The 14433-nt window shown below is 37.2% G+C and carries 16 protein-coding genes; 13 read left to right on the top strand and 3 right to left on the bottom strand.

Annotation, left to right across the window (positions count from 1 at the left end; all coding sequences use genetic code 11):
- Positions 1–15: 15 nt before the first annotated feature.
- From MMB68_RS11080 to MMB68_RS11125, 10 genes are all read left to right on the top strand, one after another.
- Positions 16–282, top strand: a complete 267-nt coding sequence (locus MMB68_RS11080) for a glutaredoxin family protein (protein WP_115653712.1) — start codon at positions 16–18, stop codon at positions 280–282.
- A gap of 69 nt (positions 283–351) precedes the next feature.
- Complete coding sequence (locus tag MMB68_RS11085; RefSeq protein ID WP_115653713.1) at positions 352–1173, top strand: amino acid ABC transporter substrate-binding protein; 822 nt, start codon at positions 352–354, stop codon at positions 1171–1173.
- Positions 1174–1247: 74 nt separating this feature from the next.
- The gene (locus MMB68_RS11090) at positions 1248–1946 is read left to right on the top strand and encodes an amino acid ABC transporter permease (protein WP_013056769.1); all 699 of its coding nucleotides are present in this window, start codon (positions 1248–1250) and stop codon (positions 1944–1946) included.
- Positions 1947–1973: 27 nt separating this feature from the next.
- Complete coding sequence (locus tag MMB68_RS11095) at positions 1974–2684, top strand: amino acid ABC transporter permease (RefSeq protein ID WP_013056770.1); 711 nt, start codon at positions 1974–1976, stop codon at positions 2682–2684.
- Positions 2681–3454 carry an amino acid ABC transporter ATP-binding protein gene (locus tag MMB68_RS11100; protein ID WP_221782825.1) on the top strand — a complete coding sequence of 258 codons (774 nt, stop codon included), beginning with the start codon at positions 2681–2683 and terminating at the stop codon, positions 3452–3454. The genes MMB68_RS11095 and MMB68_RS11100 overlap by 4 nt, the downstream gene beginning before the upstream one ends.
- Before the next feature lie 165 nt (positions 3455–3619).
- A complete protein-coding gene (locus MMB68_RS11105) occupies positions 3620–4342 on the top strand; it encodes a riboflavin kinase (protein ID WP_221782827.1) in 723 nt (240 codons plus the stop codon).
- Between the two features lies 1 nt (position 4343).
- A complete protein-coding gene (locus MMB68_RS11110) occupies positions 4344–5666 on the top strand; it encodes an LLM class flavin-dependent oxidoreductase (protein ID WP_221782829.1) in 1323 nt (440 codons plus the stop codon).
- A 135-nt stretch (positions 5667–5801) separates the two neighbouring features.
- Entirely contained in the window at positions 5802–6338 is a 537-nt protein-coding gene (locus MMB68_RS11115) for a hypothetical protein (RefSeq protein WP_221782831.1), read from the top strand.
- Positions 6339–6434: 96 nt separating this feature from the next.
- Positions 6435–7433: an N-acetylmuramoyl-L-alanine amidase family protein gene (locus MMB68_RS11120; RefSeq protein WP_221782832.1), complete on the top strand. Its 999-nt coding sequence runs from the start codon at positions 6435–6437 to the stop codon at positions 7431–7433.
- A 99-nt stretch (positions 7434–7532) separates the two neighbouring features.
- Positions 7533–7712 (top strand): DUF8096 family protein, encoded by a 180-nt coding sequence (locus MMB68_RS11125; protein WP_025752091.1) that lies wholly within the window; start codon positions 7533–7535, stop codon positions 7710–7712.
- 56 nt (positions 7713–7768) lie between these two features.
- Here MMB68_RS11125 and MMB68_RS11130 read toward each other — a convergent pair whose 3' ends face one another.
- Positions 7769–8149 carry a plasmid mobilization protein gene (locus MMB68_RS11130; protein ID WP_013056777.1) on the bottom strand — a complete coding sequence of 127 codons (381 nt, stop codon included), beginning with the start codon at positions 8147–8149 and terminating at the stop codon, positions 7769–7771.
- A gap of 472 nt (positions 8150–8621) precedes the next feature.
- On the opposite strand from MMB68_RS11130, the gene MMB68_RS11135 reads away from it, so the two are divergent.
- Positions 8622–10481, top strand: a complete 1860-nt coding sequence (locus MMB68_RS11135) for an N-acetylmuramoyl-L-alanine amidase (RefSeq protein ID WP_221782834.1) — start codon at positions 8622–8624, stop codon at positions 10479–10481.
- Between the two features lie 155 nt (positions 10482–10636).
- Positions 10637–11539 (top strand): GNAT family N-acetyltransferase, encoded by a 903-nt coding sequence (locus MMB68_RS11140; protein ID WP_221782836.1) that lies wholly within the window; start codon positions 10637–10639, stop codon positions 11537–11539.
- 20 nt (positions 11540–11559) lie between these two features.
- On the opposite strand, the gene MMB68_RS11145 is transcribed toward MMB68_RS11140, so the two are convergent.
- Together MMB68_RS11145 and MMB68_RS11150 are read right to left on the bottom strand one after the other, a co-directional pair.
- Complete coding sequence (locus tag MMB68_RS11145) at positions 11560–12105, bottom strand: DUF4825 domain-containing protein (RefSeq protein ID WP_221782838.1); 546 nt, start codon at positions 12103–12105, stop codon at positions 11560–11562.
- Between the two features lie 83 nt (positions 12106–12188).
- Positions 12189–12920 (bottom strand): ZIP family metal transporter, encoded by a 732-nt coding sequence (locus tag MMB68_RS11150; RefSeq protein ID WP_221782840.1) that lies wholly within the window; start codon positions 12918–12920, stop codon positions 12189–12191.
- Between the two features lie 286 nt (positions 12921–13206).
- On the opposite strand from MMB68_RS11150, the gene MMB68_RS11155 reads away from it, so the two are divergent.
- Complete coding sequence (locus MMB68_RS11155; protein WP_221782842.1) at positions 13207–14418, top strand: cytochrome P450; 1212 nt, start codon at positions 13207–13209, stop codon at positions 14416–14418.
- The last annotated feature ends 15 nt before the right edge of the window (positions 14419–14433 follow it).

Below are 14433 nucleotides of genomic sequence, written 5' to 3' on the forward strand. Positions count from 1 at the left end.
AAAAGAGGAGAAACCATGTCAGTAAAAATTTTATTATGGAATCGAAAAGGTTGTCATCATTGCGAAGAACTAAAAGCATATTTTCATGAAAAAGGCTATCAATATGAAAGTATCGATGTAGAAGGAAAAGATTATTTGCGAGATTTACTTGAAATTAAATACGGTATTCGTCATGTACCGGTCGTTGAAATTGGAGATAAGGGGCAGTTTAAAGGAGTTATTGAAAAAGATTATGAACAAATAGAAAAGTTGATTGAAGACTATTCACCAATCGTTAAATAGCTGCAACATCCATTTTATTCATTCGTTAAAACAATAAATTATTTTGAGACATAGTGAGGGACCAAACACATGAAAAAACTACAGCTGACAGCTATCTTTTTATCACTTCTTTTATTATTAGCCGCTTGCGGAACACCCAATAAAGAAACAGCAGCTAACGCAAGCAAAGATAAAGTGCAAAAAATTATTGTAGGAACGGGTACGCAATTTCCCAACATTTGCTTTCTTGACGATAAAGGAAATCTAACGGGGTATGACGTAGAGCTTGTTAAAGAAATAGACAAACGTCTTCCAAACTATAAGTTTGAATTCAAAACCATGGATTTTTCTAATTTACTTTTGAGCTTGGAATCCAACAAAATTGATTTAGTAGCCCATCAGATGGAAGTGAATGAAGAAAGAAAACAAAAGTTCCTTTTTAATAAAGAACCTTATAATATCTTTCCGCTACATGTAGTTGTAAATGAAAAAAATACGTCAATTAAATCAATCAAAGATTTGAGCGGTAAAAAGGTAATTGTAGGAGCAACGAGTAACTCTGCTAACTTAATCGATAAGTATAACAAAGAACATGGAAATAAAATTGATATCGTTTATTCAGGTCAAGGATCTGATGATACAAAAACGCAGCTAAAAACAGGACGTGCGGACGCTACAATTAGTACGCCGTTTGCAGTTGACTTTGTCAATAAGCAAGCGGACGCAGAGCAAAAAGTTGTAGGACCTGCTATTTCAAATTCAAAAGTATATTTTATGCTTCGAAAAAATGAAACAGGTTTACAAAAAGATGTTGATAAAGCGCTAAAAGAAATAAAAGAAGACGGAACATTGACAAAATTAAGTAAAAAATGGCTAGGAGAAGATTATACAAAAGCAGCTGGAAATAACTAAAGCACTTACTGTGACCCAAGCCTTGAACTTGGGTCCTTTCGCTACCTGTAGAGGGAAAAAAAGGAGAGAAAAAGATGGGAAAAGCATTTGATATAGAGCTGATTTTCACCTCTATTCCTCAATTATTATCTTATTTGCATATTACAATTTGGATTTTGATTGCTTCACTTGTGATTGGCAGTACTTTGGGATTGTTTATTGCCCTGCCTCGTATTTATAAAGTACCGGTGTTAAGTCAAATAGCAGCAGTTTATATTTCTTTTATGAGGGGAACGCCTATTTTAATTCAATTATTTTTAGTTTTTTACGGGATACCTGCCCTTTTACAATTGATTCATATTGACGTTTCAAGAATGGCTCCGCTCGTATTCGTTATTATCACGTATTCACTGAGCACGGCGGCGTCTTTTTCTGAAATGATGCGCGGTGCCATTAATAGTGTAGATAAAGGGCAAACTGAAGCAGCTTATAGTATAGGAATGACCGGAAAACAAACGTTCACTCGAATTGTGCTGCCGCAAGCTCTCGTTGTAGCCTTTCCTAACTTTGGAAATCTTGTGATTGGGTCCTTAAAAGATACGTCTTTAGCCTTTACCATTGGTGTGATGGATATGATGGGAAGAGGAGATACCATTATCGCTGCAACGGCTCATGCAGTGGAGGTATATATCGCACTTGCCATTATTTATTATTTTGTGGCGATTATATTAGAGAAATTTTTTGTGAAATCAGAACAGAAGCTGCAAAAACATGATCAGCCTGTTCATGTATAAAACGAGCTTACTAAAAGAGGTGTAAACATGATTATTGACGTACCGTTTATATGGACAGCATTTGTAGAAATTTTAAAGGCATTACCTTTAACGCTCCTTATTACCATCGGTCCGTTACTAGGCGGGTTGCTTATTGGTATTGCCGTTGCGGCTGTGAGAATCAATTCAGTAAAAATAATAACGCCAATTGCCAACGTATACGTATCATTTTTCCGAGGAACGCCTGCTATTCTTCATATTATGGTTATTTACCTAGGGTTCCCGCTATTTATTAATAAACTATCGAGTTACTATGGATGGGGCTTCAATGCAAACAGCATTCCTATTGTCGTATTTGTATTAATTGCTTTGTCTTTTACAGCGGGAGCTTATATGTCAGAGATTATTCGCTCTGGTTTGTTAGCTGTAGAAAAAGGACAAATTGAGGCTGCGTATGCTATTGGGATGAATCGTTTTCAATCGATGAAACGAATTGTTTTTCCACAGGCGTTTGCTTTGTCTTTACCGAATTTATGTAATATCTTCATCGGCTTTTTGCATACGTCTTCTATCGCATTCATCGTATCGCAAAAAGAGCTAAACGGTGCTGCTAATATCGTAGCTTCGAATAATCTCAAGTTTTTAGAAGCCTATATTGCTGCTGCTCTTATTTATTGGATGCTGACGATGTTAATAGAAGGAATAACAGCGCTGCTTGAACGTAAATTAACTGTTTATAATCGAGGAGGGGTTGTATGATTACACTAACAAATATAAAAAAAACATTTGGTCATAACACAGTATTGGACGGTATTGATTTACTTGTTAAAAAAGGCGACGTTGTGACCATTTTAGGACCGAGTGGTTCTGGAAAGACTACGTTTTTACGCTGCATTAATTTCTTAGAAAAAGCAGATGAAGGAGAAGTTTCGATTGATCAATTTACGGTTCAGTGCCAAAAGCCAAATCGCAAAGACATTTTAACTCTTCGACAAAAAACAACGATGGTTTTTCAGCAATACAACTTGTTCAAACACAAAACCGTTATTGAAAATATTATGGAGGGGCTAGTTATTGTTCAAAAGCTGCCAAAGGAAGAAGCGAAACAACGCAGTTTAGACGTCCTTGAAAAAGTTGGGCTTGCTGAAAAAGCAAATGCTTATCCAAGTCAGTTATCAGGAGGTCAACAGCAGCGAGTGGGCATTGCTAGAGCGCTTGCTTTAAATCCTGAAGTTATTTTATTTGATGAGCCGACGTCTGCTTTGGACCCTGAACTGGTGGGTGAAGTACTGTCTGTTATTCGTAAAATTGCTCAAGAAGGAATTACGATGATCATTGTGACGCACGAAATGAGTTTTGCCCGTGAAGTTTCTAATCACGTGGTGTTTATGGACGGAGGAAAGATTGTCGAACAAGGTCGTCCTGAAGACATATTTTTAAACCCAAAAGAAGATCGAACAAAGCAATTTTTCAAGCGTATTAACCCAACGCATTCTCCTTACTCTTATATTTATGAAAAAACAATCTAATATTTTAATTAAAAACCAACTTGACTCATAGGAATAATAAATATATGATAAAATCATCAAATTAAACAGACCGACTAGATCACTAGAGGTTCTTTGCACAATGTGTGACATTGTGCAAAGAACCTTTTATTTTTTACTAGACTTAAGGGAAGAAGGGTGAACGTAGTGAATAGAGGAGCATTAAAAGCTAAAACAAGCAAAAAACTTATTATAAAAGGCCAGGTTGTACCTGGAAGGCAGCAAGGAAGATACTTAGGGTTTCCAACAGCTAATATAGATACTCATCATGAGGAATTAAAAAATGGCGTGTATGGTGTCCTCGTTCATCTGCGGGGACTTGAACATAGAGGAGTTATGAATGTAGGGGTTAAGCCGACATTTGGATCGGAACTATCTAAAACATTTGAGGTTCATATTTTGGATTTTAATGACGTTATTTATGGAGAGACAGTTCAATGCGACGTAATCTTTCGGGTGCGAGGAGAGAAAAAGTTCCCTTCTATTGAGTTTTTAAAGCATCAAATTAAAGCGGATACGCTGCAAGCTAAGCAAAGATTTCAACATATGGGCTATGTATCTAGTGAAGCTACAGCTTCCAAGCTAGGGCAAGCGAGATATTTAAATCTGCCTGATCTCCAGTTTTTTAATTGGTGCCACAGTCAATTCAAAGTCAATAAAGGGATTTACAATACAATTGATCAATGGTTTTATGACGAAGGAATTGAAAATATTCACCCTAGAAGAGTTCACGTTATCGCTTTTTTACAATTTGCACAAGAAGGAAATGAAAGAAAGACAGAAAAAGAAGGAGTCCTTCGCTTTGGAGCAGGCGGTTTAACTAATCAATTACGAGAATTTATGAATGGATATGAAAAAGGAGAATGGTAATATGACACATCAAAGACAATTAAAGCTAGGGGCTATTATTCATGGAGTCGGAGGAAATATGGGGGCGTGGAGACACCCTGAAATTTTGTCAGATGCCAGCGTTAATTTCGATTTTTACAAGCAGCAGGCTCAAAAAGCGGAAGAAGGAAAATTTGATTTAGTGTTCATTGCAGATGGGTTATATATTAATGAAAAATCGCTTCCGCATTTTTTGAATCGTTTTGAACCTCTTACTATTCTATCAGCACTTGCTTCTGTCACTTCTCATATTGGTTTAGTCGGCACTCTATCGACTTCGTATAGCGAACCGTTTACGGTGGCGAGACAATTTGCTTCACTTGATCATATTAGCAGCGGCCGAGCGGGATGGAATGTTGTCACATCTCCATTAGAAGGATCTGCGCTTAACTATGGAAAAGAGCACCCCACTCATGACAAACGCTATAGAATAGCTGAAGAGTTTCTAGAAGTAACAAAGGGATTATGGGATTCTTGGGAAGATGATGCTTTTATTCGAAATAAAGAAACCGGACAATTTTTTGAGGAGAAAAAGCTGCACCGATTGCATCACAAAGGCGAATTTTTTTCTGTAGAAGGCCCGTTAAACATTGGCCGCTCAGTTCAGGGGCAGCCCGTAGTGTTTCAAGCAGGTTCTTCTGAAAGCGGCAAAGATCTAGCAGCGAAAACGGCTGACGCAGTGTTTACGGGACAAGACAATTTAGAAGAAGCAAAAGCTTTTTACCAAGATGTAAAATCAAGAGCCTTGGCACAAGGACGAGAGGAAAACGAACTTTTAATTTTCCCGGGAATTGGTCCTATAATTGGTAGTACAAACGAAGAAGCCGAAAGAAAATATGAAGAACTTTCTCAATTGGTGACAATTGAACATGCGCTAAACTACTTAGGACGCTTCTTCGATCATTTTGATTTTTCACAGTTTCCATTAGATGAGGCATTTCCTGACTTAGGAGATATAGGAAGTAATAGTTTCCGCAGTACAACAGACAAAATTAAAGAAAATGCTAAAAAATATAAGTGGACACTGCGAGAAGCAGCGCTGCGAATTGCTACACCTAAAACACAATTTATTGGGACGCCAGAGCATATCGCTAATTTGATGGAACAGTGGTTTGAAGAAAAAGGAGCTGACGGCTTTATTATTCATTCAAGCGTTCCCCATGGCTTAGATGACTTTGTTGAACACGTTGTACCGATACTGCAAGAAAGAGGCCTGTATCGTACAGAATATGAAGGGAGTACGTTAAGAAGTAACTTGCAGTTGAATGTTCCTAAAAATCGCTACACACAGGTGAAAGTTAATTGAAGTGGATTCAAAGAGACTCGAAGGAGTCTCTTTTTTAATATTTTTAATATTAAAAATATGGTAAAATTCTTTTTGTAGGTTATTCGTTTCAGTTCATAAGGCCTAAAGGGTTTTGAATACCCGGAAAGGAGTAAAATGGAAAAAAGACGTAAAAGTAAGAAAAAGCGTATGATCATTTCGATATCTTTATCCGTTCTTTTAGTCGGGGGAGGAGCGACAGGATGGATATTGTACCAAAACGGAAAAATTCCTTTTTTATCACAGCAAAGTATAAAGGCAAGTGCCATTGAAGTGAATCAACAAAAAGTTGATAAGCTGGAAAGCAGTGATCAGCAGGCAAAAGATTTTATAGCTGAACATCATGACGTACTAAATGATTTGACGGGGTGGAGTGCCATTGAGCACCCAGACTGGCCTGCCGTACAAGAAGAAGCGACAGCCATTAAAAATACGATTGGCACGATTGAAGTAAAAGATTCTGTTTTAAAGAAAGACTTTCAGCATATGGAGAAGCTCGCTGGACAGCTAGAGCAGACGAAAGATCAAGCACTGTTAAAAGAACTTCATCGTTATTTTCATGACTTAGATGTTGTGATCAATGAAGACGATGGATCAAATACATATTTTGATGTTACCAGCTATGGTAAATCAGTTGTAAAGACTTCTAAATGAGCGATAGCAAAAAGCTTTATACATAAAAGTAGTTTTGTATAACAAACATCTTCGCTTATTCGTGCATATGCTACGGATAAGGAGGAGACAGGTTATATGAAAAAAATTTATTTAGATGCAGGTCACGGAGGGGCAGATCTAGGGGCTGTCGCCAGCGGGCTATATGAAAAAGACTTAGTGTTAGCTGTTCAACAGTACATCATCTCTTTTCTTTCTACTCACTATCAAGGATTTTCTCTTTGTACAACGCGTACAACCGATGTGTTTTTGTCATTAAATGAACGGGTCAACAAAGCCAATGCGTGGGGTGCTGATGTATACTTATCTATTCATATAAACTCAGGTGGCGAAACGGGATATGAAGATTTTATTTATAGCAAAAATATAAATAACCAAACCATTGTGTTACGAAACGATATTCACGATCATGTGAAATTTGTTCTCACTAAATACAATCACTCTAACCGAGGCAGGAAATTGGCTAATCATAGTGTGTTAAGGCGTTCATATATGCCGTCTGTACTAACTGAAATTGGGTTTATTGATACAGAACATGATGCAAAGCTCTTGAAAAATCCTCAATTTCTAAAAGATATGGGGGTGGCATATGCAAAAGGGGTTGCACAGTTTTTAAACTTGGAGCCTAAATCTACAAATCCTTTGGGAGATTCTGACGAGGAAGGTTGTCCAAAGCCTACTTTTTTATATAAACCTTTATGGATCAAAACAACTGAGGATACGGAGACATATAAGGATGCAAATATGTCAGAGAGAACAGGTTATTTAAAAAAGAATACCCTCTTTCAAGTTTATGGTGAAACGCGTGCAGCCTGGGTGATTGATGGAGAACATTTTATTGAAAAAAAAGATACAATCATTGAAGGAGAAACCATCACAACTGCGGAATTAACAAAAGAGAATATGGAAACATTAAAAGTATTTGTGACGAAAGAAAAGTTAGAAACAGCGGTAACCTTTTCCAAAGAAGGAGCTGCAGCAGCCATCATTACACTTCGGGATAAAAAAATCCTGAATGTAAAAGCATTTTTAGATAGAGAAAAATGGTGGTACAAAGCTGAACGGATAAAAAAATAGTGAAAAAACCTGCTTGTTTTTTGAAGCTTTCACCCTAGTAATTTTACTTATTTTTGATAGAATATAAAGAGCTGAATCGTAAAGATGCATAAAGGTGTGATGGAAATGGAAGAGCAACAAGAAGCGATTGATTTAACAAAAGTATATGTATATGAGGAGTTTCCGGATAAAGTTGCAGGCAGATGCGATAACTGTGGACATGTGAAATTTAAAAGCTTAGTAAAAGACTTTATTTTTATCCGTACATGCGCAAAGTGCGGGATGAAAAAAAGCATTTAAATCCCTACTTCTTTATAAAAAACGCTCTTTTCTGAAATGAAAAGAGCGTTTTTTCTCTATTTAACGTATAAATGATCGCTAAGCTGCTCTGAAATAGTCTCTACATCTTCTTGTACATGTTTTTGTTTTTTCATCATTTCTAATAGGATTTCTTCAAGGTTCTGTGAATGGTTTTGCTTATCTTTTGGTTTATGTAAGTACTTTGCAATTTGATGCATATTATTGCTTAGCCGGCTTAGTTCAGACTCAATTTTTCGCAGGTTAACCAATAGTTCCACACCTGCTTCTTTGCCGATTAAAGGAGGCTTAACTTTTCCATCCATAATAAATTTTCGAATGAGAGACGTTCGTTTTAAATTATAGTGTTCAATAAGTTCCTCTAATTTTTCTTTTTCTTCTTCATTCAACTTAATTGCTGGAATGCTGTGTCCTCTCATAAGGTATCTCCTTTCAAGAGCAGTTCTTGCTGCGTTCAATCATATGTAAACATTCTCTTGTCTTTAATAATAGCAACCTTTTCCATGGTTAACTATGGTGAAAAGTTACTAAAATGTCGGACGTACAGTCTGTTAAAAAACTGGTAAATTAAGAAATTTGGTTTAGTAATAGTTGAATTATAGAAGGAATGTCATTATCTACAATATTGCTACTTTATTAAAAAGGCAGCAAAAGGGATGAATGGACCGCCTTTGTACTCAACCATTTTTGAGAGCGCAGCTTTAAAGAAGAGGGATGATTTTTATGATTTTTTCCTCGTACCACATCTTTCCTCCTAGTAACTCTGTCGAATCTTCTAGACTATTGTCTCAAGGGAATAGAAAGAAAGAAGACGAAATGGTTGAGAATGAGGTAAAGTCATATTATGTCTTTATTGACCTCATTTACATACTTTACGGGGGAGGAATACGTTTGAAACTAAAAAAAAGATTAAAACTAAATAAGATGGGGGTAGCCATGATTACGGCTGGTGTCATATGTACAGCTTATATGCCCCTTCATACGCTGCAAAAGCCTGTAGTCGCTTTGGCTGCAGAGAATCAGTCAGATTCTTTGGAGCTAGCATTTGCACAAGCATCTAAAGAATTTGGTGTGCCAGCTTCGCTTTTAAAGGCAATTTCCTACAACAAGTCGCGTTGGGAAAATCATAACGGAGAACCTAGTGCGGCTGGAGGATACGGTCTTATGCATTTAACAGACATCCCTTCTTTAGAAGATGGAAAAGGAAACGGAGCTGCACCTTCAAAACCAGCATATGACAAACAGCAAACGCTCTCCTTAGCTGCTAAGCTGCTTAACTCAGATAAAGAAAGATTAAAAAAAGATCCTGTGCAAAATATTCGCGGTGGCGCTGCTGTGCTAGCTTTTATCGCAAAAGATAAAAATGGAAATGTACCGTCCACTGATCAAAAATGGTACGAAGCAGTCGCAGCTTACAGTTCTTCTCAGGATAAAGAAAACGCTCAAGTATTTGCCAATGATGTATATGAAACGTTGGAAAAAGGAGCAGAGCATACAACGTCAGACGGACAGCATCTTAAAATTTCTCCTCAAAACATAGATATATCGATTCCTCGCACTGAAAATTCCAATACGAATAAAGCAGACTGTCCCGCATCTTTAAAATGTGAATACATCCCTGCTTTTTACGGAAAATTCAGCGAAAGTCCTTCAGATTACGGAAACTATGATATTGCAAATCGCCAAAAATCAGATGTTCGCTATATTGTTATTCATGATACAGAAGTAAGTTATGATGGAACGATTGATTTGTTTGCTAACCCTAATAGAGCCGCTGCAAACTATGTAATCCGTTCAAGGGATGGTCACATCGCACAGATGATCCATAACAAAGACGTAGCATGGCATGCAGGAAACTGGTATTTTAATACGCACAGTATTGGAATCGAACATGAAGGATTCGCCCTTGAAGGATCTACGTGGTTTACAGAAGAAATGTACCGTTCTTCGGCAAGACTCGTACGCCACCTTGCCAAAGAATATAATATTCCGTTAGACCGAGCCCACATTATTGGTCATGACGAGGTGCCAGGTTTGTCTCCTAAGGCTCAATCAGGTATGCATTCAGATCCCGGGCCGTTTTGGGATTGGGGACACTATATGGATTTGGTAGGAAGCCCGGTTGAGCGCCAGCACACAAACAAACTAGCCGTTACGATTAATCCAGTCTTTCAAAACAATCAGCCGGAGGTATCAGATGCACCAAAGCAGCCGGCCAACTTTGTGTATTTGCATCAAGCTCCCAGCAATGATTCACCGCTACTGAATGAGCCTGCAGCTTCAGGGCCGGGAACGAAACAAACGTTAGACTGGGGAAGCAAAGCTGTAACTGGCCAAACGTATGCAGTAGCTGAGACAAAAGGAGAATGGACAGCGATTTGGTACGGAGGGCAAAAAGCCTGGTTTTATAATCCGCATAATAAAAATACAAGTAAAGGTACAGGCATATTATTAACGCCAAAAGCAGGAAAAGAAAGCATTCAAGTATACGGAGGAGCTTTTCCTGAAGCTTCAGCCTATCCTTCTAATATACCGGTTAAAGACATGGTCCCGCTTCAGTACACGATCTCCCCGGAGCAGGTGTACGTGGGGATAGAAAAAGTAAGGAGTGACTATTACTATGCACCCACTTTTACAACAAATCCAAACGATCACAAAATGATTATTGGAAAAGACGAATATTATCAAATTTATTTTAATCACCGCTATGCGTTTGTGAAAGCGTCAGATGTAGAGGTTAAAAGACAATAGAATAGACTGTTAAAAGAAAGGAAGAGACAGGGTGTTTAAGCGGTATGTCTCTTTCTTTTCTTTTAAAAACCACAAAAATTCAGAAGGTTATTGATGATGTTTTCTTGTAATGATTTTCTAGCTTATTATCTTTTTACAAAAGGAAGGAATGTCCCGTGATTATAATTAAGCCTTTAAGTCAGTGTTCTTTTTCTGATGCATTACAAGCATTCAATAAAGGTTTTGAAGATTATTATCTTCCGATTGAGCTGTCACTAGATCAATTCACTTGTAGATTTGGTTTCGATCAGCTATCTGTCGACCATTCTTTTATGGCTTTTTATAATAATACACCAGCTGGAATTATGTTAAATGGAATAAAAAAGGTCAAGGGAAAAAAACATGCTTGGAATGGAGGTACAAGCGTAGCCTTACCTTACCGAAAAATGGGAATTGGAGAAGCCTTACTAAAAGCTACACTTGAGAGATACCAGCAGCAAGGAGTAGTGGAAGCCAGTCTGGAAGCATTTAAAGTGAATGAAAAAGCCATTCACCTTTATCAAAAATACGGATATGAGATTGTAGATACGCTTTTATTTCTAAAGCATAGAGGTAGTTTTCACGCTTCTCTACTTAAAAAGAAGAATCAGCTTACGTATTCGTTAAAGCGAAGGCTTGCAAAAGATATTCGAAACCTACCCTTTTATACATACGACGTTCCGTGGAAAAATCAATTTGACTGTATTCATGATGGAGAATCGTTTATTGCGTTGAATGAAAAAAACGAAGAAGTTGGCTATTTGTTATTTCAAAAGAATTTTTCTTCCATAGGCATCGTGAATTCCGTTACTTTTTATCAAGGAAGCGTTAAGGAACATATCTCAAATTCAGAGGACGTTCTGGGCTTTTTATTAGCAACCATTTTTAATATGTATGGACCAATTGCTTACAATACATATAATGTACCTGAGAAAGGAAATAGCTTACTCGTGAAAATGTTAAAAACATTTGGTTTTCAAGATTTATATACAGATGAAGGAATCAAACTTGAGCAGGTGTTTATGAAAAAACAACTTTAAAAAGCGGCCATGGGCCGCTTTTACTGCATTTCCGTAATTGGATGTGCATCATAAAATTCCTCGATTTTTTCTTGCTGTCCTTCGAATTTTTCTTTCCATACTTGTTTCACGTCATTATAATTCCGAAGATCTATTCCGTAGAAGTCGGTTAACTCTTTTCGAGTAATCGTGATTGTCTGAGGAACAGTCGTATTAATAGTAAAGTGAACGCTGTCAACATTTTGTATGGCAGAAAGTAAGGTGGTTGCGTTATGTAAAAGTATGCGTTTGGTTTTAACAGACGTCCAGCTTTTTTCAAACGTATGCTGATTATCTATTGCAGCGTAATTAATTGCTAAGTAATAAGGTTTTTGCGTATCTTGAAAGGCTATACCTTTTAAATAAACGTGTCCCGGAAGCTTATTTGTAATTTCCTCTACTGAAGCCTCATGTTTTGAAGAAGAAGTATGTTGAATAGAAGAAGCAGAGACTCTTTCGGCAGATAGATTATTATGAGGTGCATAAGCACACCCTGATAGGCAAGTGAGCACTGTGCAAAGTGTAAGAGAAGCATATATATTTTTCATAATGGTAACTCCTTTTGTTTATATCTACTTGTAAAGACGAAAGACCTATATATTTTGTTTCATACAAAATATAAGTTTATTCATTAAAAAGACAGATAATCCAAAATAATAGAAGTTAATAACCCTAATGAAGCAATAAAACCAATAACAGGGCCACCTTCTTCAAAAGCTTCCGGCAACATCGTAGAAGCAACCATTGACACAATTCCACCCCCGGCGAATGAGGCAATAAAACCCATCATGTTTGGGGTAGCATTTTGAAGAAATAGATATCCAATCCAAGAACAAAGAGCCGATATAAAGAAGACAGAAAGCCATAATGAAAAAATTTTCTTTTGCTTATATTGGCTTTTAAGTAGTCCGCTTGTCCCGGAGATTCCTTCGGGTATATTGCTGATAAAAATAGAAACAACAAGCAGCCAGCTAACGTGGTGCTGTTCAATCAAACTTGCGCCAATCATCAGTGACTCAGGTATAGCATCCATAATGGTACCAATAAAAATGGCTAGTCCCGAGCTAGCTGGGACAAGGTGGTCCGAACGTTTTCTTTTGTGAGCGCCTTTTTTAGCTAAAGAGATGTCAAGAAGAGTAAAAAGAGCTGCGCCTGTTAAAAAGCCTAAAGAAGAAGCAATGATTCCCGCTTCTTTTACCGAATCTTGAATGAGCTCGTAAGCAGCAGCTCCTAACAAAACGCCCGTGCCAAAAGCCATAATATAAGCGGTCAACTGTTTTTTTAAAGGTACAAAAATAGCTATAATAGCTCCAATTAATACAGCTGAGCCTGAGACACCACCCCAGATAAGGGCATCTATCACATGAGATCCCTACTTTCTTGCGTACTTATTTGTAGTGTAACCATCTATGTAATTATTATGAAATAAGATAAACGAACTGGAAAAATGTAAAAAAATCACTGATTTAGACCTTAAATAAAATAAGTCTTCTGTATAATTGACAAAATTTTCTTATTATGTCCGTTGAAAGTGAAAAAACCTTGTGATAGTCTGATCAAAAGATATAAATATGGAAAAAAATTCTTTTCATCTGTAGAAGATTAAAAAACTTAACGAGGTCACTTTTAAACGAAAGAAGGAATAAGAGATGAATTCAAAAGCAGTAAAAAGAGAAAATCGCTATGCTAATTTGATTCCTATGCAAGAAATCCAATCCGTTGAACAGCAGCTTTATCCATTTGATATTTATAATAGTCTTCGTCAGGAGGCACCTATTCGTTACGATAAAAGCCGAAACTGCTGGGATGTATTTGATTATGAAACAGTAAAATATATTTTAAAAAAACCATCGCTTTTTTCGTCCAAACGAGCAATGGAAGAGGGCCAAGAAAGTATTTTAATGATGGACCCTCCAAAACATACAAAGTTACGAAACTTAGTAAACAAAGCGTTTACGCCAAGAGCTATTCAGCACTTAGAGGGTCATATTGAAGAGATTGCAGATTATTTATTAAATGAAGTGAGCAGTAAAAAACAGTTTGATATAGTAGAAGACTTTGCTGGACCACTCCCGATTATTGTAATAGCAGAGCTGCTAGGGGTACCTATACAAGATCGAGCACTGTTTAAAAAGTACTCTGATGATTTAGTGAGCGGTGCTGAAAATAATTCAGACGAAGCTTTTGCAAAAATGATGCAAAAGCGTAATGAAGGCATGCTTTTTTTACAAGGGTATTTTAAAGAAATTATCGCTGAGCGTCAGCAAAATAAACAAGAAGATCTCATTTCGCTGCTTTTAGAAGCAGAAATTGACGGCGAGAAATTAACAGAAGGGGAAGTACTGGGATTTTGTATTTTATTACTAGTAGCAGGCAATGAAACAACCACAAACTTAATTACGAACGGAGTCCGGTATATGACAGAAGACGTAGACGTGCAGAATGAAGTTCGTCAAGACATATCGCTAGTGCCGAACCTGGTGGAAGAAACGCTTCGCTATTATCCTCCTATTCAAGCGATTGGACGCATAGCTGCTGAAGATGTAGAACTTGGAGAGTGTAAGATTAAAAAAGGGCAGCAGGTAATTAGCTGGGCAGCAAGTGCAAATAGAGATTCAGCTAAGTTTGAACGTCCTGACACTTTTGTCGTGCATCGTAAAACAAATCCTCACGTGAGCTTTGGGTTTGGCATCCATTTTTGCTTAGGGGCACCGCTTGCAAGAATGGAAGGGAAAATTGCTTTTACTAAGTTACTAGAGAAAGGCGAGTTTTTAAAAGTTGAGAATCAGTCTTTAAAGCCAATAGACAGCCCTTTTGTTTTTGGCGTAAAAAAATATGAAATTGCTTTTGATAACGCTTGAAAAGCGAGCGCAAAT

The sequence above is a fragment of the Priestia sp. Y58 genome (assembly GCF_029522095.1).
In the GTDB taxonomy this organism is placed as follows: Bacteria; Bacillota; Bacilli; order Bacillales; family Bacillaceae_H; genus Priestia; species Priestia megaterium_E.

Bases quoted from the DNA above. Each gene is read 5' to 3' on its own strand.
- MMB68_RS11095 (WP_013056770.1), top strand. From the start codon at position 1,974: ATGATTATTGACGTACCGTTTATATGGACAGCATTTGTAGAAATTTTA.
- MMB68_RS11085 (WP_115653713.1), top strand. From the start codon at position 352: ATGAAAAAACTACAGCTGACAGCTATCTTTTTATCACTTCTTTTATTA.
- MMB68_RS11120 (WP_221782832.1), top strand. From the start codon at position 6,435: ATGAAAAAAATTTATTTAGATGCAGGTCACGGAGGGGCAGATCTAGGG.
- MMB68_RS11110 (WP_221782829.1), top strand. From the start codon at position 4,344: ATGACACATCAAAGACAATTAAAGCTAGGGGCTATTATTCATGGAGTC.
- MMB68_RS11130 (WP_013056777.1), bottom strand. From the start codon at position 8,149: ATGAGAGGACACAGCATTCCAGCAATTAAGTTGAATGAAGAAGAAAAA.
- MMB68_RS11145 (WP_221782838.1), bottom strand. From the start codon at position 12,105: ATGAAAAATATATATGCTTCTCTTACACTTTGCACAGTGCTCACTTGC.
- MMB68_RS11125 (WP_025752091.1), top strand. From the start codon at position 7,533: ATGGAAATGGAAGAGCAACAAGAAGCGATTGATTTAACAAAAGTATAT.
- MMB68_RS11155 (WP_221782842.1), top strand. From the start codon at position 13,207: ATGAATTCAAAAGCAGTAAAAAGAGAAAATCGCTATGCTAATTTGATT.
- MMB68_RS11080 (WP_115653712.1), top strand. From the start codon at position 16: ATGTCAGTAAAAATTTTATTATGGAATCGAAAAGGTTGTCATCATTGC.
- MMB68_RS11115 (WP_221782831.1), top strand. From the start codon at position 5,802: ATGGAAAAAAGACGTAAAAGTAAGAAAAAGCGTATGATCATTTCGATA.
- MMB68_RS11090 (WP_013056769.1), top strand. From the start codon at position 1,248: ATGGGAAAAGCATTTGATATAGAGCTGATTTTCACCTCTATTCCTCAA.
- MMB68_RS11100 (WP_221782825.1), top strand. From the start codon at position 2,681: ATGATTACACTAACAAATATAAAAAAAACATTTGGTCATAACACAGTA.